Raw genomic sequence first — 25,964 nt, 5'->3', positions numbered from 1 at the left:
ACAAACAACCCACCACAAATACCCCCCCCCCCCCCCCCCCCCCCCCCCCCCCCCCCCCCCCCGCCCCCCGCCCCCCCCCCCCCCCCCCCCCGGACTACCTCTATTGGTAGCATGCGTGCCGCTCTTTCGGGAGGACTCGAGGTTTTCCGGAAAAGCTGCACTGACGGGCTTGAAGACGTCGCGGGGCGTCATGCCGTCGGTTATCCGCGGCGAATTGTCGACTGAGAGCGGGCCGCCTCCTTCCGACTGCAGGCGAGGATGACGATCAGCTCCGGGGTGCCCCGGCCCGGGTCGCCGGCCTTCTGCGACCCGGTGCTGCGGATGGCGAGCGGCAACTGGACGACGAGGCTGCGACCAGCTCCCAGGGGCGTCCCAGTTGTCCTCCCGGAGCGGGACGGCTCACCGGGCGGGTCTTACGGGACGTCGGACGAGGGCATCTGCTCTGTCCTGCAGTGTTCCCGACTCGGGTTCGACCTGCGGGACAACCGCGCATGCCGATGAGCGGATGACCTTTGTACCCACGTACCGGTGCCTGGGCAATGGACAGGGCGGCGTCTTCGACCTCGGACGCCCTACGCGACGCGCACTCGTATTCATTGTTGAGCAGTGAAAGCTGCGCCAAGCGGACCGCCGGCGACCGCTGCCCTTTGACGGCGCTGTTAAGGACTGGGCTTGGTGACTGCTGGGTTACTGGTCACCCGGGACGACCGTGTCGGTCTCGGAATGTCGATCACCACGGCCGTGACCTCGACCCCACCCGCCTGTGAGGAGGCCTGCGCCTGCGCGGTCAGCGCTTGCGTGACCTCGTCGCGGTCACGGCCGGCGGCCTTGGCGCGTCGCGAGTCGGCGAGGTCGTCCCACTGCTCGGGAGGGAACCAGACGCACACGTACACGCCGCGGGTCGCGTGCGCTGCGGGCAGGTAGTCGGCGACGAGTTGCGCGTCCAGGTCGGTGAGCAGGTCGGGGTTCCAGCAGCCCTTCACCTCGATCGGGCAGGTCGGCAGCCGAGTCCTGCCGGAGGTGTCGGTGCCGGTCGGCAGCACATCGACGGCCAAGCCATGACCCTTGCTGGAGGTCTGCTTGACGAGCACTTCGCGGTTGACGACGAGCTGCTCGCCGAACTCCTGCTGGAGGTGGTCGTGCAGCGCCGCGGACACGTCGGATTCGTACTTGGGGTTCCATACCTTCGTCGCGCCCTCGCCGGCCGCTGGCTTGGGGCGGGTCTCGTTCCACAGGGTCTGCCCGATGTCGTGCATCCGGGCGGCGAACCGGTCGAGCGAGGCGAGCACGGCCCGGTACAGCGCGTCGTCGTCGTGGACCAGGGTGCGGCGGGTGTTGTCGAGCAACGCGGTCAGTTCCGCGACCTGGACGCCGCGCCAGCCCTCGTCATGGTCGCGGCTTTCGGCGTCGGCCAGCGCGGCCTGCAGCCGGTAGTCGTCGGGGCGGCTGGCGAGCAGCCGTGCCAGCGCGGCCAGGGCCTGGGGGGTTGCTCTGGCCTGAAGTTCGGCGACGATGCCGTTGCGCCAGTCCCGCACGTGCCGGTCGTCGGAGACGAAGCCGTTCTCGAACGTGTCGCTCTGGCTGCTCCAACGCGCATCGAGCCACCACCACAGCTCGATTAGCTGGCTATCGGTCAGCTGGAAGACGACCTCGTCGTCGCCGCGCCGCCGGGCGAGCGCCATGGCGAGTGCCCGTCCGTACTTCTCGTCGCCCTGCAAGCCGGTGAGAATCTCGTCCCAGCCAAGCAGGCCGGCCGCGAGCAGCACCTCGGTGGCCAGCACCCGCACCTCATCGGGGCCGATGGTGGTGCCGTCGGCGAGGTCACGCAACCAGTTGCGGGTCGAGTCGTGACGCGGCGCGAGGAAGGTGCCGAGGATGGTGCCGTTGCGGCGGGCGATCGAAAGTCTGCCGCGCAGGTCGCTCGCGGAGGGGCGCTGCGTGTCCGGGTCGCCGGGGCGTTCGGTGAGCTGCTGCAGGTCGGCGACGATGCTGGTGACGTCGTCGATGACGCCGCGCAGGACGGCGTCGAGCCGGGCGCCGGTGGTGTCGTCGTAGACGGCGGCGAGGTCATCGAGCGGGTCCAGTGACCAGTCGGACTGTGCCGTCACTTCGAGGTGACGCAGTGTCCACTGCCGGTAGGTGTCGGGGTCTTGGTGCTGCGCGTTCGCCTTCAAGGTGGAGTGCAGGGCGGGGTCGCCGAGGCCGGTAGGGAACCACAGGATCGTCGGTGTCCACCGCTGCCACAGTTGCGGCGCCGCGTCTAGCCGGGCGCTGCCGCCGGGCGTCCGCGTGAGGTAGGCAAGCGCGACGTAGCCGACGAAGGCCTGGAACGGCAGGACGCCGACCGTGTCGAGCCAGTCTTCGTCGCCGGGGTCAGCCTCGCGCAGGTACCGCTCGGCGGACGCCTGCAGCACCTCATGGTCGATGTCGAGCAGCGGGTAGCTCGGCCAGGACTGCAGGTCGTCGTTGGTGGTGACGTCACCTGACTTGGGGTCAATGCGGAGGCGGCTGCACAGCGAGAGGAAGCCGTCCGGGTCACCTTGCTCGCAGCGTGCCCAGGCCGCACGAACCGCCGGTTCGTGGGTGTCCGCGCCGTCCCAGCTGCGGTCGCGTTCGCGCGACCAGGCATGGTCCTCGCGCATCCGGGCAGCATCGGGACTGTCGAGCGCGACCGGGTCGAACCAGCGGCCAACGGAGTCGTTGAAGATCGGCTCGCCGTAGTGTGCCCAGACGAGCTCTTGCTGCCGGACATCGGTGGCGTCGAAGACGAAGCGGATCAGGTTGGCGGCGTGGGCGGCCCACTCGGTCCCGCCGAGCTCGAGCAGCCACGCCAGGTCCCTAGGCCTGAGCAGTCTGCCCGGCGCGCCGCGGTGCGATCGGATGACCAGCAGTCCGGCGCGTTCGGCCGGGAGGTGCCGAAGGGCGGCGAGGATCAGGGCACGGCGCAGCTGCCGGGCGGCGGACGAGTCGGGGTCGGCGGCGTCGTCGAAGCGGTCGGGGACGGCGATGTCGTGGTGCTGCTGGATCGCGACGGCGAGCAGCCATCCCACCTCATCGACCATCCCGTCGAGCTGCGAGCTGTCGAGGGCCCGGCTGAGCAGGGCGGCCATGACCCGTTGGCCACGCCGGGGCCCGGTGAGCAGGGCGAGCGGAGCGGCAGGTCCCGCCATGGTGGCTTGGGGCGGGTCTTCCTCGTCGACCCATTCGTGTTCGGTGTCGCTATTCGTGCTGTCGCGGGGGGCGATCGAGCGGAGCAGATCGGTGATGACCTGGTCGTCGACGTTGTCGAGGAAGCGACCGAGGAACAGCGCGTAGCTGCCGATGAGGCTGCTGTCCTGCGGGTGGGTCAGCGCCGACAGGAGTTGCTCGGCGCTGAGGTCGGCGGGCCAATTCGTCTCCAGGGCGAGGCCACGTAGCTCGTCGTCGGGATCGTGGTCAGGGTGGGTGCGGACTTCGTCGAGGACGGTGCGGAGCGTCTGCGCTGCGGTGGCGGCGTCGAGGTCGATGAGTGCATGGGCGGCGGCCGACCGGAGGTAGGGGTTGGTGGTACTGCTCAGCAGCAGCTCGACGAGGTCGGGGACCGACTCGTGTCCGCCGGCACGTCGGGCGATCTCGACCGCGACGCGGGCGCGTCGCGAGACCGGATGTCCCAGATGCGGTCCGGCGTCCTCTGTGAGCGGGGCGCGCAGCGCGGGTCGCAGTTGCTCTGCCAGGCCGGGGTGCGCCAGCCGCCACCGCCGCCGCGCGGTCCTCAGTTCCGGGTTCGGGGACTCAAGCAGGTAGGCCACCAGCCGGCTGCGGACGACGGGGACGTTGACCAGTCCGGCGTGGGCCGCGACGGTGTCCGGGTCGACGTCGACCAGCCAGCCGTTGCGGTCCGGGTCGAGCGCGACCAGCCAGGCGGCGGTTTCGCGCAGCCGGGACGGCACGCGGGTGCGGCCGAGGGTGTTGGTGCGGGTCAACAGGGCCCGCAGCTGGTGTTCGGGGACGGCATGGGAGGTGAGGTACCGCGCGGTGAGGTAGGCCGCGATGCTAGCGTGCACGACGCCGAGCCGGCCGGGGCCGCGGCCGGTGAACACGGCGGTGGCCAGAGCGGCGTCCACGAGCTCTGCCGTGACGCTGAACTCGCCGCCGTCGACGGGTTCGGAGCCGCCGGCGAGGGCGCCGGCGAGCAGATCGTCGGCGGTGGCCGGCACCGCGCGGGCGATCGCGCTGCGGCCGCACAGCATCGTGTAGGCAGCGAGCTTGGCGGCGACGGCGAGCCGCTGCGGCGCGGTGCCGGCGGGCTTCTTGGCCGATGGCCGGTCCGGATCGGGTTCCTCGACGAGCAGAAGCAGTCCCTGCTCGTAGAGGTCGGCGGCGGAGCCCGGCAGTCGCCCCGACTGCTGGTACGTGCCCAGCAGCAGGTCCAGGGTCAGCGGAAGTGCGGCGAGCGGCACGGCCGCGGCGTCCACGACGGCAGTGAGGAAGCTGGCGCCGTCGGCGCCGCGGGTGGCGGCAAGCTCGGCGATGTCGGCACGTCCGAGCGGCAGCAGCTCATAGACCGTGAGGCTCGGCAGCAACGCCTGCAGCCGAGTGCCGAGGGTTTCTGGCCAGTCGGCGGTGCGGCAGCCGAGCACGACCCGCGGCGTGGGGTGACGCCGCAGCGTCGCTTGGAGGTGGTGGAGCAGCACCTTGGTCGTGATCGGGCATTCGTCGATACTGTCGAGCACGACGGTGATGAGGTGCGGTGGTACGCCCTTGTCGACGGCGGCGTCGACGGCGGCGAGCCGGTGGTGCAGATCATGGACGTCGGCCACGGTGTCCAGGCCGACGTCAATGACGGTGCTGTCGCCGACGGTGAGGTCGTGGACGGCACGGGACTTGCCGATCCCCGGCTCGCCCAGCACAGCCACCGAGGCGCGCGGTGCGATGTTGGCCACCGGCAGCTGTCCCGCGGCGACGGTGTTCGACCGGAACCCGTCGTCGTCCAGGTGATACTCACCGCCGAGCGGGACGACCTCGCGACCGACTCCGATGGGGAACAGCACCGCGCCTCCTTTCCGCCTTCGGCACCCTAGCTTCGCCAGACCGAGGACAAGGCGAAGGATGCTTCGTCACGAGCACCGAAGCGAACGTCCGCTCATGCCGCAACGGGCCCGGTGCGTCCCGCTGAGGGATCGGCAAGCGACAGTAGACCGGTGGCTAAGAAGATCGTGCGGCAGTTGCGTGGGCAGTTGATGCTCCAGATCGCCGCAGGACGGTTCTTCCGTCCCGACGTCCCGCTCAACGAGACCGAGCACCGCTACACGGTCTACAGCAACGCCTGGTTCGTTGGTGATCCGCCGATCGCGTTACCGGTAGGCGAAGTGATCGCTTCGACCGAGTTGGGGCTCACCTCGTCGGCGATGATCGCAGTCGTCGATCGTCTCGAGCAACAACGTCCTGACGGCACCGACGACTTCATGATTGCCACTGGTGGAACCGACCTAGTCGACGACCTTGCTTACCTGATGACGTTTGTGTTGAACCGCACCGTCAGCCGGGACCACGACGAGACCCGGCGCCTGGTCACCGGCGACGGCACGCCGCGCGGACGCTCGGCCAACGACCTCTTCCCGTGCCTGTTTGAGCCGAGACAAACGGTGCAGCCCGACCAATGGGACGACCTCCGGCAGTTCATGAACGACCTCCTTAGCCTCAGCCGAGACGACTTTGCGCGCGTCATGCGGGCTATCCGTAACGCGGTTGATGCGACACGACGAGCCCTCGACGACCCGACGGGGGCCTACACGGATTTGGTCGCAGCTCTCGAATCAATTTCGGAGAACGAGCTGTCCACGCCGGTGACTTGGGACCGCTACGACGGTTCTAAGCGCAGGATCATCGACGCGGCCTTGGTAGACCTGGATCAGGAAATGGCCGACAAGATACGTACTGCTGTTCTAGAAGCTGATCGGGCGGGCCTGAAACGACGCTTCATCTCATCCACCCTGGCCCGAGTGTCGTCGGACTACTACCGCGACGACGCAGTGGGGACGGTCCGGCCGCCCCGGGCGCCCGACATCGAGCGGATGCTCGGCATTGCCTACGACATCCGGTCGCGGCGAAGCCACGTACTGGAGGATCTTGGCGAAGGCGTGTGGCTCTACACCGACGGCGCTGAAACCGCTTACGAGCCCAGCTTCGAGCGCGTGCTTACCCTCGCCGGTCTATGGCGCCTCATCCGACACGTCGTCCGCCGCTACGTCACCGATGCTGAGAAGGTCTCGCCCGCCCCCTGGGACTACCGCGAGGCCCTGCCCGGCATCGTTGAGGTGCAACTTGCGCCGCAGTACTGGATCTGGCAGACAGGCGGACTCACGGCGGAGGCGGCGACCCGCCGGCTCGATGGTTTCGCCGAGGCACTCATCGGATGGCTCGGCGGGCACCACACCGACGGATTTCCACTCGACCCCGTGTGTCAAGAAATCGAAAATCTGGTACCCAAACTGGCCGACGGTGAGGCCAGGACGGCCTTGATCGCCATACACGTCCTGTGGCATGCGTGGGTCGACCCTGCCGCTCACCGCCCCGCGGCCACGGCCTTCATCGACCAGTACAAAACGGCGCTGGACACAGCGTCACCTAGTGCGTTCACAGTTTCGCTGCTGTCCAACCATCCGATCCCGACATGGAGTGCGGACGACTGGACCGCCATGGCTCAGGCACGAAACGACGCCAGGTACTCCAGGAACCATGCGCCGCTTCCCGCGGCCATCGACGCACTGATTCAACTCTGGGCCGCGGACGAGCTCGAGGCCGCTGGCAGACACGACGAGGCTCTCACCTTCGCCGCGAACGCTGTCGCCGAAATGCCCGGTAACGAAGCTCTTCTCACGTGGGAAGCCCGCCTCAGCGCAGGCAATCACGATCCCGACTTTGATCTTCACACGTTCCTCTTCGGCGAGCGAAGGGGCGAGGCCGGCAAGGAGCCCTCCGCGAATGAGCAGACAGACGAATCTCTATCCGCAGACGATGGCGCGACAGACGAAGGGTGAGCAACCGGTTCCGTCATCAGCGGGACGCGGACCGGGGCTGGGCTCGGCGGTCGCACCAGCCGTGATCATCGGGATCAACCACTGAACCGAGATGCGCACCTGACGCGGCTTAAGGCGTGAACCGGAATCGAAATGGGATAAGCGCTTGCTCACGTCCGACTTTCGGCATGGGCGTGCGCCGAGCCACTGGGGCTGTCCCAATCGAGAATCCCCTGTGCGCGTCCCGCGCGGCGATCGCGGGGTGGAACGTCTACCGGCGCATGCATTCAGACCCAGGTCCGCGAGTAGCGGTCGGACGCGCCGGAGCGCTTGACGGCAAAAGTGCCCTTTCACCAGCGAGGATCCGGATTGCTGAAGTCCAGGATCTGCCGGGTGGAAGGGCACTCTTGTGGTGGCGAGGATACGCGGGCGCAAGCGCAGCGGTGGGCAGGTGCGGCGGCGGGCGCGCCGGGTGCGTATCGGTGAGGCGGATGAGCGGCTGACGTCGTGCGCGGGTGTGGAGGCCGTCCGCGAGCTTGACCAGGTGCTCGGGGTGACCGCGGCTCTGGAGGAGCACGTCGGGGCGGTCAAGCAGCGCCGCCGTGGTCTGTCCGGTGCCGAGACGTTGCTGTCCCTGGCCTCCTGTCAGCTGACCGGCGGCGACTTTTTGGCCGGCCTGGACCGGCGGCGGGCCGATGCCGCCGGTCAGTTGCTGGAGCCGGTGCCCACCCCTGCGTCGACGACCGTGGGCGGGATCGCCCGCCGGTTCACCACCGAGCATCTGCGCGGGATCGAGGCGGCGATCGGGCAGGTCAATGCCCGGATGCTCACCCTCGTCGGCCAGGTGCGTCGCTCCAGCCTGCTGACGACGGTGACCATCGACGGGGACACCACCGACGTGGAGGTCTTCGGCCGGTTGAAGGAGAACGCCGAGTACAACCACACCGGGCAGCGCAACCTGCGCCCGCACCTGACCTTCTGGGCCGAGGCCGGGGTGCCGCTGGCCGGTGAGCTGATGCCGGGGGCGGCCGATCCGCGCAGCAACTGCGTGGAGCTGCTGGACCGGTCCATCGCCGCCCTGCCCGAGGAGGTGCAGACCATCCGCGCGCGGTGGGACGCCGGCTACTTCGCCGCCGCCCTCGCGCAGGCCTGCGTCGAGCGCGGGGTGCAGTTCGCGATCGGCGCCAAACGTAACTCCGCGGTGGTCCGCGCCGCCGCGGCCGCCGCCGACGCCCGATGGGTGCCGGCGGTCGGGATGGAGGACACCGAGCTGGCGGTCATCGACTACCTGCCCGGACAGTGGCCGCCGGGGGTGGTGTGCATCGCCCGCCGGACCCGCATCCCGGTCGAGCGCATCCCGACCGAGCGGGCCCGCAAGCGCCGCACCATCCCCAAAGACCAGCTGGTCTTGGCCCTGGAAGGCCGGCTGGAGCACGTGTTCGGCTACAGCTTCATCCTGACCAACCTCGACGTCTCCGATGAGGAGAAGCTGGCCGAGGTCGAGTGGTGGTACCGGCACCGCACCGACATCGAGGCGCTGAACAAAGACGGCAAGCTCGGCGCGGCGCTACGTCACCTCCCGTCGGGATCGCACGCGGTGAACAGTGTGTGGATGTGGGCCGCGCTGCTGGCCTGCGCGATCTCCGCCTGGCTGCAGGAGATCGCCGGCATCGACCGCGGCAATGGCCGCGGACGCCGCACCGTGGCCCGGCTACGCCGGGAACTGATCAACATCCCGGCGCGGGTCGTCCGCCGCGCCGGGGTCATCTGGCTGCGCCTGCCTCCCGGTGAGCAGCTGCTGGCCACCGTCTTGCCCGAGCTCCAGCGACTGCCCCGAGCCGGCTGACCAGCAGCCCGCCCGTCCCTGCGACCGAGGACCACCGGGGTGCAGTCGGAGCCCCCGCCCATCCGGCGCGACAGCCGGACCTTCCTCACGCCTTCACCCACGACACCCCACCCAGACAAGATCACTGATCTTGTCTGGGTGCCTCACCGACCCCTACTCGCGGATCTGGGTCAGATGGCCCGCGCGAGCAGCACGGTCTGCGCGTCTCGCTCTCCGCCCTGGGCGGCGCGGACGAGGCGGCAGGTCTCGGTGAGTCCGACGGCACTCATCATTGTCGCGACATCGTTCGCGGTCGTCAGGTAGCGCTCGAGCTCAACGTCGTGGCCGAATCGGCGGTAGGCCGCAGCGACGTCGCCCGTGCCGTGGCCAGACTGAAAGGCGAGCAGGAGGTGGCCTCCGGCGCGCAGCACGCGGGCCACCTCGGCGAAGACGCGACCGAGGTGTTCGGGCGGAGTGTGGATAGTGGAGTACCAGAGCAGCACGCCGGCGAAGCGACTGTCGGGGTGGGGCAGGTCTGCGATGGAGCCGACCCCGAAGGTCAGGTCAGGGTGGTCGCGGCGGGCCGCAGCAACCATGGCCGGGGACAGGTCAACCCCTTCGACACTGCAGCCTCGGTCGGCCAGATAGCGGGTCATGCGCCCAGCGCCACAGCCGGCATCCAGAACAGGGCCGCCGGCCCCCACCGTGGCGGCGAAGTGGTCGAGCATCGCTAGGTCGAGCGCCGCTTCGGCGCGGGTGTCGGGCAGGTGCGCGGCGTAGTCTTCGGCCACGGTGTCGTAGGCCTGCTGCACGGACTTGTAGTCGGCGGGGCCTGCTGGGCACGTCATTGTCGACTCCTCCAAGGTGATCTCGGCCACCGGGCCGCTTGTGAATCGCTCCTGCGCTCACTCGTGAAGGACTGCCGCCCGTACCGAGTGACGGCCTTGCCACTTGAGGATCCCCTTGTGCGCGTCCCGAGCGGCGATGGCTTTACGGGCCAGGCGCCCGGGCTCTGCCCCGCGGTCACCGCACGACTGAGCGAACCTACGAGTCGCATTGGACCGCTTCGCCTGTGACCTTTGCGCCCGCCTGCCGTATCCGCTCCGCCAGGTGAGCCCCGAAGTCAGTGATCTCACAATGCATTTCGGTGAGCTCCAGAGGTCCGCGTGTCCGCAACAGCTCTCGGTAACTCGCCCTTCCCCCATCGATTGTGGAAGGCGACAGAAGCGCGGCTGCGACACTTTGGAGCGTCAGGAGCACGGACGTTACCGAGCGCTGAGGCCACCCCCGGCGCGCGGCGAGATGCGGAGGCGTCCAACGCATTGTCGACGTCCCTTCTGGGTCCCCGTCGAAACGTGGAGGATCATCAAGAAGGGCAAGCACGCGGAAGTGTGGCGCCTCAAGAACCCGCACGGCCCTGGCCACGAGAAGCTCCTCATCAACGACCGCAGCATCCGTGGCGGCGTTCGCAAGCACATGACCCATCAGGCGGACCTTTTCCTGGAGCGCTGTTTCCGCAGCAGCGTTCAAGGCCGTAGTGGCTAGGAGGCAGGCCGATGGATCGCGGGTCAAGGCGTCGATGAGCTGCGCTTCCGACATGCAGCTCGCATCGAGGGCGACGTCGACAGCCCCTGAGGCGTTCGACGCCGACCGCTGACGCATCCGGTGGGCAAGGACGTCCAAGGCGACACCAGCACCCTCGGTTGCCCCGGCGACTGCGGCTGCCCCGCCAGGGCCGCCCACCATGAACCCCAGCCCACCGCCCAGGGTTGCGATCAGGACCTTGAGGACCTGTCGGAGCGTCTCCCCGTCTTCGGGTCCGGGCGTCGGCGCGAGCGTCACAACACAAGTCTGCCCAGGGCTAGGGAGACTTCGGCGGACGGCGCGCTTTCATCGGGGTTGCCCCGGCGTTCACATGGCTGCCACTGCCTGTCCGCCATCGTCCAGGCGTGGCGATCCGTCAGCCTTCGCGAACCAGTCGGGCCCCGATCATTCTTCCGCCGAGTCCCCAGACGCACCACGTTCCGTCCTGGCGCCGCTTCATGGTCAGGAAGCGTGCCCCGCGAATGAGGAACGGCTGGAAGACCTGGGAGCTTTGCGCGACCTCCGGTACGAAGCGGATGAATGCCACGTCGCCGGCCGGATCGTCAACGGCGTAGTAGACGCGTGAGGCGATGGATCGCTTCGCCAGCATTTCGTCCGCCCAGGCGTAGTCCCCAAATGCGGCGGGTGACCAGGTGAGGCTGTGCAGCGCGGCGAGATACCGGCCGCGGTCGTTCAGTGCAGTCCACCATGCCATGGCCACATGCAGTGGATTGCTGGGGTCAGGGGCGCTTGCGTACTCCTGCAAGGGGCTGTCTTCGTCCGGGACGGCAACGTAGGCGGGTAGCTCGCTCGTGGCGAAGTCGTCGTCCAGCATTGCTTGGTGCAGCGCGTTGGCGAAGGTCGGGACCACGCCGGCTACGCCGGCGAGCACGTCCCGCGCCGTCATCGGGGGTCGACGCGTTCGCTGCGCCTCTCGCTCGACGGCCGTCTTACAGGCGCGGGTGTCCCGGACCATCAGTTCGAGTAGGAAGACGTCGGGGTCGGACACGGTGACGCCGTGCGGGCGGCAGGACGCTTCCGGGAAGTCTCGGACGTTCGCGGTCACGAGAGCCTCGGCTCCGGCGGCGATCGCCGCCGCGAGTACATGCCGGTCCTTCGGATGACAGCTGAGCCCCTCCTCCAGGTGCTCGAAGCCATGCACCGACGCCTCCGGGAAGGCCTGCCGCATGGCCGTCAGGCGCCGCATGGCACGGTCCGGCGAGAGACCGAGCTTGACGGTGAGCGCCCGTTCGGTCTCTGCCAGGATCCGTTCCGACCAGCGAGGCTCGAAGAGTCCTTCCTCGGCCAGGGTAAGGAGAAGGCTGGAGAGCCGCTGCGGTACGAGGACGCAAGCGTCGAGGAGGACCGGCGCCGTCACCGCGTGTTGACGTACTCGTCGGGCACGTCGGGGTCGAACGTCTCCGCCAGGGCGTCGAGAGCAGCTCTGCGTCGCTCGGCCCTTGAGGCGATGAATTCGTCGATGGCCGCACGGGAGATCCGGCGGTGCACGTACGGTTGTTCGTAGGGGATGAGCCCTGACTCCAACATCTTCACCAGCGTGGGACGGCTGACGTCGAGCAAGTCGGCCGCCTGCTGGGTGGTGAGCGTCTCTGCCATCGGGACTACCTCGACACGCTGGCCCGAAGCGAGCAGCTGGAACATCTTGGCCAGTGCCGAGCGGACCTCGTCCGTCAGGTCGAGGGTCTCGTCGCCGAGGGTGAGGGTTCTCGCGTCCTCGAGTTCATGAGCGAGGCGAGCCGCGGCGTCAGACGCGATGTCGTCTGACGACAACCGAGCGACGGAGCGAGACATGGTCACATCGTGCAACCGAAACGAAAGAAACGCAAGTGACGGGTGGTCCGCCCGATGTCTGCCGCCCCTCTGTTCCCCCACAACGAGCCTCGAGCCGGCTGTCGCCGGGCGGGGGAAGGGTGGGCCGAAGGTCCATCCCGGAGGGACGCGCAGCGCCCTTCCGCCGCACAAGGCACCTGGCACACTCCGGCAGTGGGGAGCGGAGGGATCCGGTTCGCAGCAGCTCCGCAAGACGCCGGAGCATGACACTTCAGCCACCAATAGGCGCCACCGGCGTATGCCCAGGTGAGAGGCCGCATCCGCTCACGCCCCGCAGCTCCAAGATTCCAGGTGCCGATACGACCTCTGTCGCTCCGCTGTTGGGCTCCGAAGCGTCAGAGCTGAAAGCCGCCGGGGCCTCGCCCCCAGAAGGCTCGGTGCGCGGACGGGGCGCTCGCGTCGCGCCGTGAACTGGCACGCAGATGGAGTGTCGGGCTGCACCGTCTGATGCAGGCCGGGCGACCACTTTGATTCTCGCGCCACCCATCGCGCCTGGGGGCACACTGGGGGCACACGATCTTGTGATTGAGTCTCAATGGCACTGGTTGACTGAAGCGTATTCGCGCAGGTCAAAGTGAGGTTTGAGAATTTTGCGCTGGTCGATGGTTCACCCCCACACGTACTGGGACTACACGCAGCTGCGCTTCCCGCGCCGCGAGGGCATGCGGATCGACTTCGTGCTCGGCTCCCCCGCCCTGGCCCGGCGGGTCTCTGACGCCCGGATCGACCGCGAAGAGCGCAAGGGCAAGGGCGCCAGCGACCACGCCCCGGTCGTCGTCGACCTGGCCGACTGACCCAGCTCGGTCGGCGCCGGGGCTCTGCCTGGCTCGTGCCCGGGGACGCCGGCAGGGCACCGGCCCACCCGGTGGTGCGCCCCCTCCGACGGCCCGGGCGGTTCCGCGGAACCGTCGCACGCTGCTGACCTGCGGTTCTGTCAGCCCCTTTGGTTAGCTTCGAACACATGATCGATGCACTGGTCGCTCCCCCGCCGCTCTCCGTCGTCGCCGACGCCTCCACCGAACCGGTCGAGCCACTCGACTCCCTCGGTGACCGGATCTGCGCCGGCGCGGTCCAGCTGGCCGCGGCGACGGCGTCCTGGCTGCGACTGGTCGCCGAGTTCGACGAACGGGAGGGCTGGCGGGGCATCGGCATCACCTCGTGCGCGCACTGGCTGGCCTGGAGGTGCGCGCTGACGCCGGGAACGGCCCGGCAGCACGTCCGGGTCGCGCGGGCACTGCGCGGACTGCCCGTCACCAGCGCCGCGTTCTCCGCCGGCGAGCTCTCCTACTCGAAGGTGCGCGCGCTGACGAGGGTGGCCGAGCCGGGCACCGAGGCCGAGCTCGTCGAGTTCGCCCGGCACGCCACCGCCTCCCAGGTCGAGCGCACCGTGCGGGCCTGGCGGCGGGCCGATGACGTCGACGCGGGCCGGGTGGCCGACCGGCGGCGGTTCTCCTGGTGGACCGAGGACGACGGGATGGTCTCGGTGCAGGTCCGGATGGAGGCCGAGCACGGCGCCGCGTTCCTCGCCGCGATCGAGTCACTCGCCGAGCAGGACGCCCGCCGTGGACGAGCAGCCCGCACCCGGGCCCAGGGGCAGGCCACCGGCTCCGGAGCCCCCACCGCAGCCAGCCCCGGATCGGCAGCCGGCGGGCCGACGACCGCCGGGGACGCGGTCGAGCCGCTGGCGGTGACCACCGAACGACGCTGCCGGGCGATGACCCAGCTGGCCGCAGCGGCAGCCGACGCCGACCGGCGGGCCGGGGACCCACCCCGGCGCGAGGTGGTGGTCGTCGTGGACGCCGCGGTGCTCGCCGACGACGAGGCTGCCGGGCGGGCCGCACTGGAGGGCGGGCCGGCGCTCACCCCCGCCCAGGCCCGGCGGCTGGCGTGCGACGCGGCCGTCACCGCGATCGTCACCGACGGCGCCGAGGTGCTGGCCCAGGGCCGGTCCCGCCGGTACGCCACCCGCGCCCAACGACGTGCCCTGCTGCTCCGCGACGGCGGCTGCGCCCGGCCGGGCTGCGAGGAGACGCGGCCGGAGCGGCTGCACGCCCACCACCTGCGGCACTGGCTGCACGGCGGCCGCACCGACGTCTCGAACCTGGTGCTGCTCTGCGACGTCGACCACGGGCTGGTCCACGACCACGACCTGGTGCTCAGCCGGCGCGGCGGCCGGCTGGTCGCCGTGGCCCCCGACGGCGGGCGACCGTGGGAGGACACCGCGGAACGGTTCCGCGGAACCGCCGCCGAGGGGCTCACCGCGCTGCTGCCGACCGCGCACGTCCTCCCTGCCGCGCTGCCCTCCGACGGCGAGCGGATGGACCTGCAGCACGTCGTCTGGGCGCTGATGGCCCATCGCGAGGTCGTCCGGCGACGCGCCGCGTGACCCGGAAGGGCGGCTTCCCCGGGGTCGTTGCACCAGGCGATGACCACCGCGCTCACCGCTCCGCCCCTCGCCCCGGTCCCGACCCCCGTCGCCGCCACCCCGCCCAGCCAGGTCCCCGCCCCGACGCCGACCCCGGCCCCGACCCGGCGCTGGACGCCGTCCCGCGTCCTGGTCGCCCGCTCCGCGGCCGAGCGGCCGTACGGGCAGCGGGTGCTGGCCCGGCTGGAGGCGGCGGGGGTCAGCGACATCGAGCTGCTGCGCGGTGACCGGCTGCCCAGCCTGCGCGGCGACGGCGACCGGGCGGCGTTCATGGCTGCCAAGCAGACCCTGGCGCTGGTCGTCCCGCCGGCCTCGCTGCGCCGGCTCCAGCCGATCGCACCCTCGGCCGACTGGCGCTTCGACCTGGCGCAGGGCTGCCCCGCGCACTGCCAGTACTGCTACCTGGCCGGCTCGCTGTCCGGGCCGCCGATCACCCGGGTCTACGCCGACCTCGACGAGGCGCTGGCGGGCCTGGACGGCTACGTCGGGCACGGCACCGTCACCTCCAGCTCCGCAGCCCGCGCCGCGGAGGGGACGACGTTCGAGGCCTCCTGCTACACCGACCCGCTCGCCCTGGAGCACCTGACCGGCGGCCTGGCCACCGCGATCACCCACTTCGGCAGCCACGACTGGTCGGGGCCGGTGCAGCTGCGCGCCACCACGAAGTTCGACGACGTCGCCGGCCTGCTCGACCTGCCGCACGGCGGGCACACCCGGCTGCGGTTCTCGCTCAACGCCGGGCCGGTGGCCCAGCGGTTCGAGGGCGCCACGTCACCGGTGGCCGGGCGCATCGCCGCACTGGGCGCGGTCGCGGCGGCCGGCTACCCGGTGGGCCTCACGATCGCCCCGATCATGCCGATCGACGGCTGGCGCGAGCACTACGGCCGGCTGCTGGACGACGTCGCCGCGACCCTGCCCGCCGGCACCGACCTGACGGTCGAGTGCATCACGCACCGCTTCACGCCGGGCAGCAAGCAGACGCTGCTCGACTGGTACCCGCGCACCCGGCTGGAGATGGACGAGGAGCAGCGCACCACCAAGCGCGGCAAGTTCGGCGCGGTCAAGCACGTCTACCCGAAGGAGACGATGGGCGAGCTGCGGGGCTGGTCCACCGCCGCGATCGCCGACCGGCTGCCCGGCGCCCGGCTCCTCTACTGGACCTGACGGAGGACCCCGCTGTCACCTGGGGCGGTGCTGCACCAGCCCGACCGGGACCGGGCCGGGCCAGACGGCCTCCAGCGCCTCTGCGGTCTCCTCGCGCAGCTCGGTGGCCGCCCCGACGGTGCACACCCGGATCGGGTCGTTGCCCGGCGCGGACTCCCGGACGTCGGCCACCACGACGGTGATGTTGTCGGTCGGCGGACCGGCCAGCGCCGCGTCCCGCAGCCGGGCGGCGGCCTCGGCGGGTGTCCCCGGCGCGGCGAGCAGGTCGCGCAGCACGTCGGGCGGCACGACGTCGGACAGCCCGTCGGAGCAGACCATCAGCCGGTCACCGGGGCGGGCGTCCAACCGGAGCACGTCGACGGCCGCGACGTCGTCGTCCGCGCCGTGCAGCGCCGCGTAGACGGCCGAGCGCTGGGGGTGCACCTTCGCCTCGGCCGGGGTGATCGAGCCGGCGTCGATCAGCGCCTGGACCAGGGTGTGGTCGGTGCTGATCTGCTGCAGCTCCCCCTCGTGCAGCAGGTAGCCGCGGGAGTCGCCGATGTGCAGCAGCGCCAGCCCCTGCGCGTCGGAGTGCACCGCGGTCATCGTCGTCGCCATCGTGCGCAGCCGCGGCCGCTCGGTGTAGGCGGCCCGGATCCGCTCGTTCGCGCTGGCCACCACCCGCACCGGGTCGTCGGCGCCGTCGCCGTCGCTGCCCGCGGCCAGCGGGGCCAGCCAGTTGGCCACCAGGGACGACGCGACGGCGCCGCCCACGTTGCCGCCGACCCCGTCGGCGATGGCGATGAGCAGCGGTCCGGCGACCGCGGAGTCCTGGTTGTCCGGGCGCGGCCCGCGGGTGGAGACGGCAGCACTGTCCAGCACGAGCACGTCTCTCACCTCCTCGACCAGCCCCTGCGCCGCGAACGCAGCGTCGTCGAACGGTAGATCACGGCTCCGACGGCCGCCCGCGAGCGGCGTCCGCGGGACCCCGAGCCTGCCAGCTCGCGTCGGCCGGACCGGCGACGACACGTAACCTCGACCCCCGTGCTCGTGCTGCTGCCCCCGTCGGAGACCAAGCACCCCGGTGGGGACGGCGCCCCGCTGGACCTGACCACGCTGAGCAGCCCCGAGCTGACCCCGCTGCGCGAGCAGCTGCTGGAGGCGGTCGTCACCCTGGCCGGCGACGTCCCGGCCGCGCGGTCCGCGCTGGGCCTCTCCCCTGCCCAGGACGACGAGATCGCCCGCAACGCCGCACTCCGGTCCAGCCCGACGATGCCGGCGATCGAGCGCTACACCGGCGTCCTGTACGACGCCCTGGACGTCCGCTCGCTGTCCCGCGCGCAGCGGCGGCGGGCCGACGGCCGGCTGGCGGTCGGCTCCGCGCTGTTCGGGCTGCTGCGCGCCGACGACGCCGTCCCCGCCTACCGGCTGTCCGCCGGCAGCTCGCTGCCCGGCCTGCCCACCCTGCGGTCGCTGTGGAAGCCGGTGCTGACCGACGTGCTGGCCGGCGTCGACGACCTGGTGGTCGACCTGCGGTCCGGCGCCTACGCCGAGCTGGCGCCCGTGCCGGGGGCGGTCACCGTGTCGGTGCTCAGTGAGCGGCCGGACGGCACCCGCGCCGTGGTCAGCCACTTCAACAAGGCGCACAAGGGCCGGCTGGCCCGGCTGCTGGCCACCACGACCGGCGAGCCGGACTCCGTCGTCCGGCTGCGGGCACTGCTGCGGCGCGCGGGGTTGCACGTGGAACACGCCACCGACCGGGGGAAGCCGGGCACCGAGCTGACCCTCGTCGTCCCCGCCGCCACCGTGACCCGCTGAGAGCAGGTTCCTCAGCGCTGAGACACCCGGTACGGTCGCCGGGGTGACCAGCGCCGAGGACCTCTGCACCCGCCCGGCCACCGAGCTCGCGGCGATGCTGCGCGCCCGCGAGGTCTCGGCCCGCGAGCTGCTGGACGCCCACCTGGCGCGGATCGACCGGCTGAACCCGCAGCTGAACGCCATCATCACGCTGGACCCGGAGGGCGCGCGGGCCGCCGCCGACGCGGCCGACGCCGCACTCGCCGCCGGCGAACCGGTCGGCCCGCTGCACGGGCTGCCGATCGCGCACAAGGACACCCACGCCACCGGCGGGATGCGCACCACCTGGGGGTCGCCGCTGCACGCCGAGACGGTGCCGGCGCGCGACGAGCTGGCGGTGGCCCGGCTGCGCGCCGCCGGTGCCATCCGGGTCGGCAAGACGAACGTGCCGGAGTTCGCGGCCGGCTCGCACACCTTCAACACCCTGTTCGGCGCGACGCACAACCCCTACCGGCACGGCCTCTCCGCCGGCGGCTCCTCCGGTGGCGCGGCGGCAGCACTGGCCGCCGGCCTGGTGCCGATCGCCGAGGGCAGCGACATGGGCGGCTCGCTGCGCAACCCGGCCGCGTTCTGCAACGTCGTCGGCCTGCGCCCCACCCCGGGCCGGGTGCCCACCCACCCGGCGCCGATCGGCTGGTCGCAGCTGTCGGTGCAGGGGCCGATGGGGCGCACCGTCGCCGACGTCGCCCTGACCCTGTCGGCATTGGCCGGGCCCGACCGGCGGGTGCCGATCGCGCTCAGCGACCCGGGCGCCCCGTTCGCCGACCCGCTGCCCACCGAGCTGCGGGGTCTGCGGGTCGCCTGGGCGCCGGACCTGGGCGGCCAGGTGCCGGTCGACCCCACGATCACCGAGACGCTGACGGCCTCCCTCGACGTCTTCACCGACCTGGGTGCCACGGTCGAGGAGGCGTGCCCCGACCTGCGCGGGGCCGACGAGGCGTTCGGCGTGCTGCGCGCCTGGCTGTTCGAGGCGAGCTTCGGCGACCTGGTCCGCCGGAACCCCGAACAGGTCAAGGAGACGATCCGCTGGAACGCCGCCCGCGGCGCGGAGCTGACCGGCGCGGACGTCGGCCGGGCGGAGATCGCGCACACGAAGCTCTTCGAGCGGGTGGTGGCCTTCTTCGAGCGGTACGACGTGCTGCTGGCCCCCACCACCCAGGTGCTGCCGTTCCCGGTCGAGCAGGAGTACCCGACCGAGGTGGCCGGCGTGCCGCAGGAGGACTACCTGGGCTGGATGCGCTCCTGCACCCTCGTCTCGGCGACCGGCTGCCCGGCGCTGTCGGTGCCCGGTGGGTTCACCGCCGACGGGCTGCCGGTGGGGCTGCAGGTCGTCGCCGCCCCGCGCGCCGACCGCCGGGTGCTGGAGGTCGGCCACGCGTTCGAGCAGGCCACCGGGTTCGGCCGGCGGCGCCCCGACCTGGACTGAGTCAGTCGGCCTTCGGCCCGGCCACCCGGTAGGCGCCCCCGTTCCCGGGCGTGCCGGCGGGGCGGCGCGCCTTGGCGTCGAGGACCTTCTCCTCGTGCCGGGCGAAGACCACGGTGCCGACCAGGAACAGCCCGGAGATGATCAGGACGACGGCGGTGAAGGCGTTGACGAAGGGCAGGTCGACGCCGATCAGCGCCAGCACCCCGAGCGCGACGAGCACCAGCGCGGCCAGCACCGCCCCCGCGGCGCGCAGCGGGCTCTTGCCGACCTCCTCCACGCCCTCCTGGGCCTTCTCCTTCGCGTAGTCCAGCGGCTTGGCCGCCCACGGGAAGCGGGTGGCGAGCACCGCCAGGCCGGCGGCGACGAGCACGAACCCGGGACCGGGCAGGACGAGCAGGCAGACGCCGGCGAGGGTCAGCAGGCCCCCGAGGACGCCGATCACGACGGTCTTCACGGGTGAGTCGTGCCCCGCCCAACTCGGGTCCACGCCAGCCGCGCGCGTGTCGGCCGATCGGGTGCCGCTGACCGGCCGGGTCAGCGGCGGCGGCGCAGGCCGCGCAGGGTGCGGACGGCGACCAGCAGCTCGGCCAGCTCGTGCCGGTCTCCCCCGGCCAGCTCGGCCAGCTGGGTGGCCGCCCGCTGCTGGGTGACGTCCCAGGCCTCGACCCACCGCCCGACCAGCGCCGCGGCGTCCCCGGCCCAGCCGTCGGCCCGCAGGCCCAGCACGTCGGCGGTCAGCGTCGCCTGCTCGCTGGCCAGGTCGTCGCGCAGGCTGGCCCGGGCCATCGAGGGCCAGCGGCGGTCCCGGGGCAGCCCGATCACCAGATCGCGCAGCGGCACCAGGCCCAGCCGCTCGGCCAGGCACTGGGAGACCTGCGCGGCCAGCGCGATCGGCGCCCCGGTGTCCTCGGCGACGACCGCGAGGTCCAGCGCGGTGGGCAGCAGCGGCGCGGCGGCGACCTCGGCGGCGAGCTCCGGCGGCACCCCGGCGGCCCGCAGCTCGGCCGCCCGCTCGGCGTACGCCTCGGCGTCCGCACCCAGCAGCCAGCCCGGCAGCCCCGCGCAGACCTCGGCCACCGGCTGGGCGAACCGGTCGATGACGGCCGCCAGGGACGCCGCCGGTTCCGCGGTCAGCTCCGGCACCCGCAACAGCCAGCGGGCGGCCCGCTCGGCCAGCCGGGTGGCCTCGGTGCGCAGCTGCACCTGGGTCGCGGCCGGCACCCGGTTGTCCAGCTCGCGGGGCGCGTCCCACAGCCGGTCGACGTCGAACACCGCCCGGGCCACCGTGTGCGCGCGCACCACCGCCGACAGCGGCGCGCCGGTCTCCTCGGCCAGCCGGAACAGGCCGGTCACCCCGGCGGTGTTGACCGTCCGGTTGCTCAGCGCGGTGGCCACGATCTCCCGGCGCAGCGGGTGGCTGGAGATCGCGGCCGGGAACCGGCGGCGCAGCGGGGCCGGGAAGTAGCCGGTCAGCAGCTCGTCCAGCGCGGGGTCGTCGGGCAGCCCGGAGTCGAGCACCGCGTCGCCGGCCTCGATCTTGGCGTAGGCGAGCAGCACGCTCAGCTCCGGGTTGGTCAGCGCCTGCCCGTCCCGGCGCCGCTCCACGATCGCCCGGTCGTCGGGCAGCGCCTCCACCGCCCGGTCCAGCCGCCCGGACCGCGCCAGGGCCCGGAGGTAGCGCTGGTGGGCGTCGAGCAGGCCCCGCGCCGCCGCGGACTCCCCGGCCAGCGTGGCGTTCTGCGCGTAGTTGTCGCCCAGCACCGCCGCGGCGACCTCGTCGGTCATCTAGCCCAGCAGCCGGGCCCGGCCGGCCGCGTCCAGCCGGCCCTCGTCGACCACCCGGTTCAGGGCGATCTTGATGTTCACCTCGTGGTCGGAGGTGTCGACCCCGGCGGAGTTGTCGATCGCGTCGGTGTTCACCCGGCCGCCGGCCAGCGCGTACTCGACCCGGCCGCGCTGGGTCAGGCCGAGGTTGCCGCCCTCGCCCACGACCCGCACGCGCAGCTCCCCGCCGTCGACCCGCACCGCGTCGTTGGCCTTGTCCCCGACGTCCAGGGCGCTCTCCGACGCCGCCTTCACGTAGGTGCCGATCCCGCCGTTGAACAGCAGGTCGACCGGGGCCAGCAGCACCGCCCGCACCAGCTCGGCGGGGCTGAGCGCATCGACGTCGGCGGCCAGCCCGAGAGCGGCCCGCATCGGCTCGGAGACCGGCACCGACTTCGCCGTCCGCGGCCACACCCCGCCCCCGGGGCTGATCAGCGAGCGGTCGTAGTCGGCCCACGAGGAACGGGGCAGCGAGAACAGCCGGCGGCGCTCGGCGAAGGAGGCGGCGGCGTCCGGCGTGGGGTCGACGAAGACGTGCCGGTGGTCGAAGGCGGCGACCAGCTGCAGGTGCTCCGAGAGCAGCATCCCGTTGCCGAAGACGTCGCCGGACATGTCGCCGATGCCGACGACGGTGACCTCCTGGCTCTGCACGTCCACGCCCAGCTCGCGGAAGTGCCGGGTGACCGACTCCCAGGCGCCGCGGGCGGTGATGCCCATCGCCTTGTGGTCGTAGCCCACCGAGCCGCCGGAGGCGAAGGCGTCGCCCAGCCAGAAGCCGCGCTCGATCGCCACCGCGTTGGCCAGGTCGGAGAAGGTCGCCGTGCCCTTGTCGGCGGCGACCACCAGGTAGGTGTCGTCGCCGTCGTGCCGCACCACCCGCTCCGGGGGCACCACGGCGCCCTCGACCAGGTTGTCGGTGAGCGCCAGCAGCGCCCCGATGAACAGCTCGTAGCAGGCCTTGCCCTCGGCCAGCACCTCGTCGCGGGAGGCCCCGTCGCCCGGGCCACGCAGGACGACGAACCCGCCCTTGGCGCCGGTCGGCACGATCACCGTGTTCTTCACCGTCTGCGCCTTCACCAGGCCCAGCACCTCGGTGCGCAGGTCCTCCCGCCGGTCGCTCCAGCGCAGCCCACCGCGGGCGACCGCGCCGAAGCGCAGGTGCACGCCCATCACCCGGGGCGAGCTGACCCAGACCTCGCGTGCCGGGCGCGGCTCGGGCAGGTCCGGGACGGCGTGCGGGTCGAGCTTGAGCGCCAGCGGGGCGCCGCCGGTGAACACCCCGGCGGTGTAGGCGGTGGTGCGCAGCGTGGCGCGCACCGCGGCCAGCAGCGAGGTGAGCACCCGGTCGGCGTCCAGCGACTCGACCTGGCCGATCGCCTCGGTCAGCGAGTCGACCAGTGCCGTCGTCCGGGCCTCCCGGCCGGCGGAGCGGTCGGGGTGGAAGCGGGTCTCGAACAGCGCCACCAGCCGGGCGACGATCCCCGGGTGCGCGGCGAGCGTCTCCTGGACGTAGCCCGCGCCGAAGGGCAGCCCACCCTGGCGCAGCCACTGCACGTAGGCCCGCAGCACCGCGACCTGCCGCCAGGTGAGCCCGGCCAGGAGCACGAGCGAGTTGAGCGCGTCGTCCTCGGCCCGGCCGGCCCACACGGCGGTGATCGCGTCGGTGAACCGCTCGGGCAGGGTGCCGGGGAAGGGCACCTCCGTGGTCGGGGAGGCCAGGCCGAAGTCGTAGACCCAGGCCATCGGCGCGCCGATCCGGTCGATCTCGTAGGGCCGCTCGTCCAGGACGTCGACGCCCATGTGCTGCAGCACCGGCAGCACGTCGGACAGCAGCAGCCGCTCCCCCACCCGGTAGACGGTCAGCCGGCGCTCGCCGTCCGGGCCCTCGTGCGCCCACAGCCGCAGGTCGAGCCCGCCGGGGGCGAGCCGGTCCAGCCGGGCGAGGTCCTCCACGGCCACCTGGGCCGGGAAGTCCTCCTGGTAGGCGGCGGGGAAGGCGTCGGCGACCCGGGCCAGCAGCCGAGGCGCCTCGTCGCCGTGCCGCTGAGCGAGGGCGTCGGCCAGGTCGTCGGTCCAGCTGCGCGCGGCCGCGGCCAGCGCCGCCTCCAGCGCGGCGACGTCCACGTCGGGCAGCGTGGCCGCCCCGCGCCGGCTCACCGGCATCCGGACGACGAAGTGCAGCCGGGTGAGCACCGACTCGCTGGACCGGACGGTGAACTCGACGGTGGTGCCGCCCAGGGTCTCCAGCAGCAGGCGCTGCATGGTGAGCCGCACCTGGGTCGTGTACCGGTCGCGGGGCAGGTAGACCAGCGCGGAGAAGAACCGGTCGAAGGGGTCGCGGCGCAGGAACAGCCGGGTCTGCCGGCGTTCACGCAGGTGCAGCACGGCCAGCGCCACCGGCAGCAGCTCGTCCACGTCGACCTGGAGCAGCTCGTCCCGGGGGTAGGTCTCCAGGACGTCGAGCAGCTCCTTGCCCGAGTGGCTGTCGGCCGGCACCCCGGAGCGCGCCAGCACCGCCTCGGCGATCCGCCGGACCAGCGGTACGTCGCGGACGCTGCTGGTGTACGCCTCGTTCGGGAAGAGACCGACCAGCAGGTGCTGGCGGCCCCGGCTGCCGGGGGTGTCACTGGGCAGGTCGACGACCACCAGGTCCAGCCAGGCCGGGCGCTGCACGGTCGACCGCGCGTCGCCCTTGGTCACCCGCACCCGGCGGGCGGCCACCGCCCCCGGGACGGCCAGCGCCGCCGGGGCGACCGAGGTGGCCCGGTCGGGGGCGCTGCGCAGCACGCCGAGCTCCGAGCCGGCCACCACCTCGGTCGCCGGCTCGGCGGCGTCGCCGACCAGCTCGACCGTGCGGGCGCCGAGGAACAGGAAGTTGCCCGACGCGAGCCAGCGCAGCAGCGCCGCGGCCTCGGCCGGGTCGTCGGCGGGGTGCCCGGCGGGGTCGCCGTCCGGCTCGAGCCGCTCCAGGGCGTCGGCGACCTCGCGGGCGCGCTGGGCGAGGGCGCCGGCGTCCTCGTGGCTGCGGCGCACGTCGGCCAGCACCCGCTCGAGCCCGGCCAGCAGGTCGTCGACGGACTCCTCGTCGACGTGCCCGGACAGCACGACGGCCATCCAGGACTCGGCCAGCGCATCGGCGCCGCAGGCCGCGGCGTCCGAGCTGTCGCAGAAGGCGATCAGCTCTCCCTCGGCGTCCCGCCGCACCACGACCACCGGGTGGACGACGTGGTCGGGAGCTCCGCCCTGGCGCACCACCTCGGCGGTGACCGAGTCGACCAGGAACGGCATGTCGTCGACCACGCAGCGCAGCACGGCGCGGCCGGTGGCGGTGCGGTGGACGTCGACGACGGGGGTGCCGGGCACCCGCCGGGCGGCCAGCCGCAGGTGCTGCAGCGCCAGGGCGGCCAGCTCGGCCGGGTCGTGGCCGATGACCTCGGCTGCGGGCTCACCGGCGTAGAAGCGGTGCACCAGCGCCGTCGTGTCGGCCGGCTGCACCCCGGCCGGCAGCGCCTGCTGGCCGCTGAGCTGCGCGCGGGCCACCCGGCCCGCCTCGTCCAGCAGCCGGCGCTTCTCGTCCTGCGCGGCCTCGAGGGAGGCCATGTCGACGGCTCCGGAGGTGAGGTCGACGGTGCCGTGGTCGGGGTCGGCGGTCGTGCCCGCGGGGGTGACGGTGCCGACGCCGCCACGGGTGCCGACGTCCGCGGGACCGGCCCCGGCAGCAGTGGACCGATCGGACGTCGAACCGGGGCCAGCCATGCTCACCGACGCTAGTGGCCGGTCAGGTCGCCCGCACGTACATCCGCCCTCCGCACCGGCGGTGCCGCGAGACCGGTCAGCCGGCGCGCACCTTCAGCGGCAGCACGAGCTCGGCGATCCAGCTGAACAGCGCGATCAGGAAGCCGCCGAAGACGGCCGCCAGGAAGCCGTCGACGGTGAACCGGTCGGAGATCGCCGCGGTGAGGCCGAGCATCGCCGCGTTGATCACCAGCAGGAACAGGCCGAGGGTGAGGATCACGAAGGGCAGGGCGAGCAGCCGCACGATCGGCCCGACGATCGAGTTGACCAGCGCGAACAGCAGCGCCACCCAGAGGTAGGTGCCGGTCTCACCGAAGAACCCGGTGGGGTTGCCGATCACCTCGATGCCGTCGACCAGCCGGGTGACGGCGTAGATGATCGCCGCCAGCACGACGACGCGGACGGCGAACTTCCCGATCGTGGCCACGGCGGGCAGGCTAGCGCCCCACCCGTCGCGTGACGGGGATCTGAGACTGTCTAGGGCTCTCTAGCGTCATCCCCAGAATCGCTGCAACGGCGCGCCGGCGCGCCGTCCCGCTGTCATGATCACCGACGTGACCACCACGGACGTCGTCATCGAACTCCGCCCGCCCCGCGTCGCGCAGGTCCTGTTCGCGGCGTCCCTGGTCGTCGCGGCCGCGATGGTCGTCCTCTTCGTCCGCGACATCGCGGGCGAGGGCCCGCTCACCGTCCTCTTCCCGGTCGTCCTCATCGGCATCGTGGCGTTCAACGCGGCCACCGCGCTGAGCTGGGCCCGGGGGGACGCGGCCGGGTGCCTGACGGTGCGCAACAGGTTCACCACCCGCCGGCTGCACCGCTCGGACGTCGACCGGGTGATCACCGGGCGGCAGGCGGGCTTCGGGTCGCCCCGGCGGCTGGAGCTGCTGCTCATGGACGGCGACACCCTGCAGCTGATCGCCACGGAGGTGCCGCCGCTGCCCGGTCTACGGGCGCGCCTGGAGCGGCAGGCGGAGGAGCTGCGCGCCTGGGTGGCCGACCGACCGGCGCCCTACCTCACCTGAGGCCCGTGCCCCAGTCCCACAGAGTGACGTAGCGCGCCATCCGGTGGGGAACAACCGGACGGTCCTGACGTTGATCTGGGTGCCGGTCCGGACGGACCCCCGGGCTCCACCCCTCGTCGCCTCGTGCGACCACTCGCCGAGAGGCGCCTGCCGGGCCGGCCATCGCGCGCCCCGTCGGGACTCGGCTCCCGGCGGGGCGCTGCGCTGTCAGACT

At 72.2% G+C, this 25,964-nt stretch carries 18 protein-coding genes; 8 read left to right on the top strand and 10 right to left on the bottom strand.

Going from position 1 to position 25,964, the window contains the following annotated elements; all coding sequences use genetic code 11:
- Positions 1 to 659 precede the first annotated feature (659 nt).
- Positions 660 to 5,030 carry a hypothetical protein gene (locus ACJTNH_RS15405; RefSeq protein WP_458177137.1) on the bottom strand — a complete coding sequence of 1,457 codons (4,371 nt, stop codon included), beginning with the start codon at positions 5,028 to 5,030 and terminating at the stop codon, positions 660 to 662.
- 150 nt (positions 5,031 to 5,180) lie between these two features.
- On the opposite strand from ACJTNH_RS15405, the gene ACJTNH_RS15400 reads away from it, so the two are divergent.
- Together ACJTNH_RS15400 and ACJTNH_RS15395 are read left to right on the top strand one after the other, a co-directional pair.
- Positions 5,181 to 7,019: a hypothetical protein gene (locus tag ACJTNH_RS15400; protein ID WP_458177135.1), complete on the top strand. Its 1,839-nt coding sequence runs from the start codon at positions 5,181 to 5,183 to the stop codon at positions 7,017 to 7,019.
- A 388-nt stretch (positions 7,020 to 7,407) separates the two neighbouring features.
- The gene (locus ACJTNH_RS15395) at positions 7,408 to 8,844 is read left to right on the top strand and encodes an IS1380 family transposase (RefSeq protein WP_458177133.1); all 1,437 of its coding nucleotides are present in this window, start codon (positions 7,408 to 7,410) and stop codon (positions 8,842 to 8,844) included.
- 170 nt (positions 8,845 to 9,014) lie between these two features.
- On the opposite strand, the gene ACJTNH_RS15390 is transcribed toward ACJTNH_RS15395, so the two are convergent.
- The 4 genes from ACJTNH_RS15390 to ACJTNH_RS15375 all read right to left on the bottom strand — a co-directional run bounded on the left by ACJTNH_RS15390 (position 9,015) and on the right by ACJTNH_RS15375 (position 12,219).
- On the bottom strand, positions 9,015 to 9,701 hold the full coding sequence (locus ACJTNH_RS15390; protein WP_458177131.1) for a class I SAM-dependent DNA methyltransferase: 687 nt from the start codon (positions 9,699 to 9,701) through the stop codon (positions 9,015 to 9,017).
- 166 nt (positions 9,702 to 9,867) lie between these two features.
- Entirely contained in the window at positions 9,868 to 10,665 is a 798-nt protein-coding gene (locus ACJTNH_RS15385; RefSeq protein ID WP_458177129.1) for a hypothetical protein, read from the bottom strand.
- 118 nt (positions 10,666 to 10,783) lie between these two features.
- Positions 10,784 to 11,785, bottom strand: a complete 1,002-nt coding sequence (locus tag ACJTNH_RS15380; protein WP_458177127.1) for a PIN domain-containing protein — start codon at positions 11,783 to 11,785, stop codon at positions 10,784 to 10,786.
- Positions 11,782 to 12,219, bottom strand: a complete 438-nt coding sequence (locus tag ACJTNH_RS15375; protein WP_458177125.1) for a helix-turn-helix domain-containing protein — start codon at positions 12,217 to 12,219, stop codon at positions 11,782 to 11,784. Before ACJTNH_RS15375 ends, ACJTNH_RS15380 begins: the two co-directional genes overlap by 4 nt.
- 641 nt (positions 12,220 to 12,860) lie before the next feature.
- On the opposite strand from ACJTNH_RS15375, the gene ACJTNH_RS15370 reads away from it, so the two are divergent.
- From ACJTNH_RS15370 to ACJTNH_RS15360, 3 genes are all read left to right on the top strand, one after another.
- Positions 12,861 to 13,052: a hypothetical protein gene (locus tag ACJTNH_RS15370; protein WP_458177123.1), complete on the top strand. Its 192-nt coding sequence runs from the start codon at positions 12,861 to 12,863 to the stop codon at positions 13,050 to 13,052.
- Between the two features lie 167 nt (positions 13,053 to 13,219).
- A complete protein-coding gene (locus ACJTNH_RS15365) occupies positions 13,220 to 14,644 on the top strand; it encodes a DUF222 domain-containing protein (RefSeq protein ID WP_458177121.1) in 1,425 nt (474 codons plus the stop codon).
- A gap of 39 nt (positions 14,645 to 14,683) precedes the next feature.
- Positions 14,684 to 15,847 carry a spore photoproduct lyase family protein gene (locus ACJTNH_RS15360; RefSeq protein ID WP_458177119.1) on the top strand — a complete coding sequence of 388 codons (1,164 nt, stop codon included), beginning with the start codon at positions 14,684 to 14,686 and terminating at the stop codon, positions 15,845 to 15,847.
- A gap of 15 nt (positions 15,848 to 15,862) precedes the next feature.
- Here ACJTNH_RS15360 and ACJTNH_RS15355 read toward each other — a convergent pair whose 3' ends face one another.
- The gene (locus ACJTNH_RS15355) at positions 15,863 to 16,714 is read right to left on the bottom strand and encodes a PP2C family protein-serine/threonine phosphatase (RefSeq protein ID WP_458177117.1); all 852 of its coding nucleotides are present in this window, start codon (positions 16,712 to 16,714) and stop codon (positions 15,863 to 15,865) included.
- Between the two features lie 156 nt (positions 16,715 to 16,870).
- On the opposite strand from ACJTNH_RS15355, the gene yaaA reads away from it, so the two are divergent.
- Both yaaA and ACJTNH_RS15345 read left to right on the top strand, forming a co-directional pair.
- Positions 16,871 to 17,644, top strand: a complete 774-nt coding sequence (yaaA, locus tag ACJTNH_RS15350; RefSeq protein ID WP_458177115.1) for a peroxide stress protein YaaA — start codon at positions 16,871 to 16,873, stop codon at positions 17,642 to 17,644.
- A 43-nt stretch (positions 17,645 to 17,687) separates the two neighbouring features.
- Complete coding sequence (locus ACJTNH_RS15345) at positions 17,688 to 19,109, top strand: amidase (RefSeq protein WP_458177113.1); 1,422 nt, start codon at positions 17,688 to 17,690, stop codon at positions 19,107 to 19,109.
- Between the two features lies 1 nt (position 19,110).
- On the opposite strand, the gene ACJTNH_RS15340 is transcribed toward ACJTNH_RS15345, so the two are convergent.
- The 4 genes from ACJTNH_RS15340 to ACJTNH_RS15325 form a co-directional block, all read right to left on the bottom strand.
- The gene (locus tag ACJTNH_RS15340; protein WP_458177111.1) at positions 19,111 to 19,563 is read right to left on the bottom strand and encodes a PGPGW domain-containing protein; all 453 of its coding nucleotides are present in this window, start codon (positions 19,561 to 19,563) and stop codon (positions 19,111 to 19,113) included.
- Between the two features lie 80 nt (positions 19,564 to 19,643).
- Positions 19,644 to 20,894, bottom strand: coding sequence for a hypothetical protein (locus ACJTNH_RS15335; RefSeq protein ID WP_458177109.1), 1,251 nt, complete (start codon positions 20,892 to 20,894; stop codon positions 19,644 to 19,646).
- Positions 20,895 to 24,689: an NAD-glutamate dehydrogenase gene (locus tag ACJTNH_RS15330; protein ID WP_458177107.1), complete on the bottom strand. Its 3,795-nt coding sequence runs from the start codon at positions 24,687 to 24,689 to the stop codon at positions 20,895 to 20,897.
- A 76-nt stretch (positions 24,690 to 24,765) separates the two neighbouring features.
- The gene (locus ACJTNH_RS15325) at positions 24,766 to 25,155 is read right to left on the bottom strand and encodes a phage holin family protein (protein WP_308128100.1); all 390 of its coding nucleotides are present in this window, start codon (positions 25,153 to 25,155) and stop codon (positions 24,766 to 24,768) included.
- Between the two features lie 127 nt (positions 25,156 to 25,282).
- On the opposite strand from ACJTNH_RS15325, the gene ACJTNH_RS15320 reads away from it, so the two are divergent.
- On the top strand, positions 25,283 to 25,750 hold the full coding sequence (locus tag ACJTNH_RS15320; protein WP_458177105.1) for a hypothetical protein: 468 nt from the start codon (positions 25,283 to 25,285) through the stop codon (positions 25,748 to 25,750).
- Positions 25,751 to 25,964: the final 214 nt, after the last annotated feature.

It is taken from the genome of Modestobacter lacusdianchii, assembly GCF_054177765.1.
This window is presented reverse-complemented; position numbering and strand designations above follow the sequence as displayed.

Excerpts from the sequence above, each read along its gene's own strand:
- ACJTNH_RS15375 (WP_458177125.1), bottom strand. The coding sequence starts at position 12,219 with ATGTCTCGCTCCGTCGCTCGGTTGTCGTCAGACGACATCGCGTCTGAC.
- ACJTNH_RS15370 (WP_458177123.1), top strand. The coding sequence starts at position 12,861 with ATGGTTCACCCCCACACGTACTGGGACTACACGCAGCTGCGCTTCCCG.
- ACJTNH_RS15365 (WP_458177121.1), top strand. The coding sequence starts at position 13,220 with ATGATCGATGCACTGGTCGCTCCCCCGCCGCTCTCCGTCGTCGCCGAC.
- ACJTNH_RS15360 (WP_458177119.1), top strand. The coding sequence starts at position 14,684 with ATGACCACCGCGCTCACCGCTCCGCCCCTCGCCCCGGTCCCGACCCCC.
- ACJTNH_RS15335 (WP_458177109.1), bottom strand. The coding sequence starts at position 20,894 with ATGACCGACGAGGTCGCCGCGGCGGTGCTGGGCGACAACTACGCGCAG.
- ACJTNH_RS15330 (WP_458177107.1), bottom strand. The coding sequence starts at position 24,689 with ATGGCTGGCCCCGGTTCGACGTCCGATCGGTCCACTGCTGCCGGGGCC.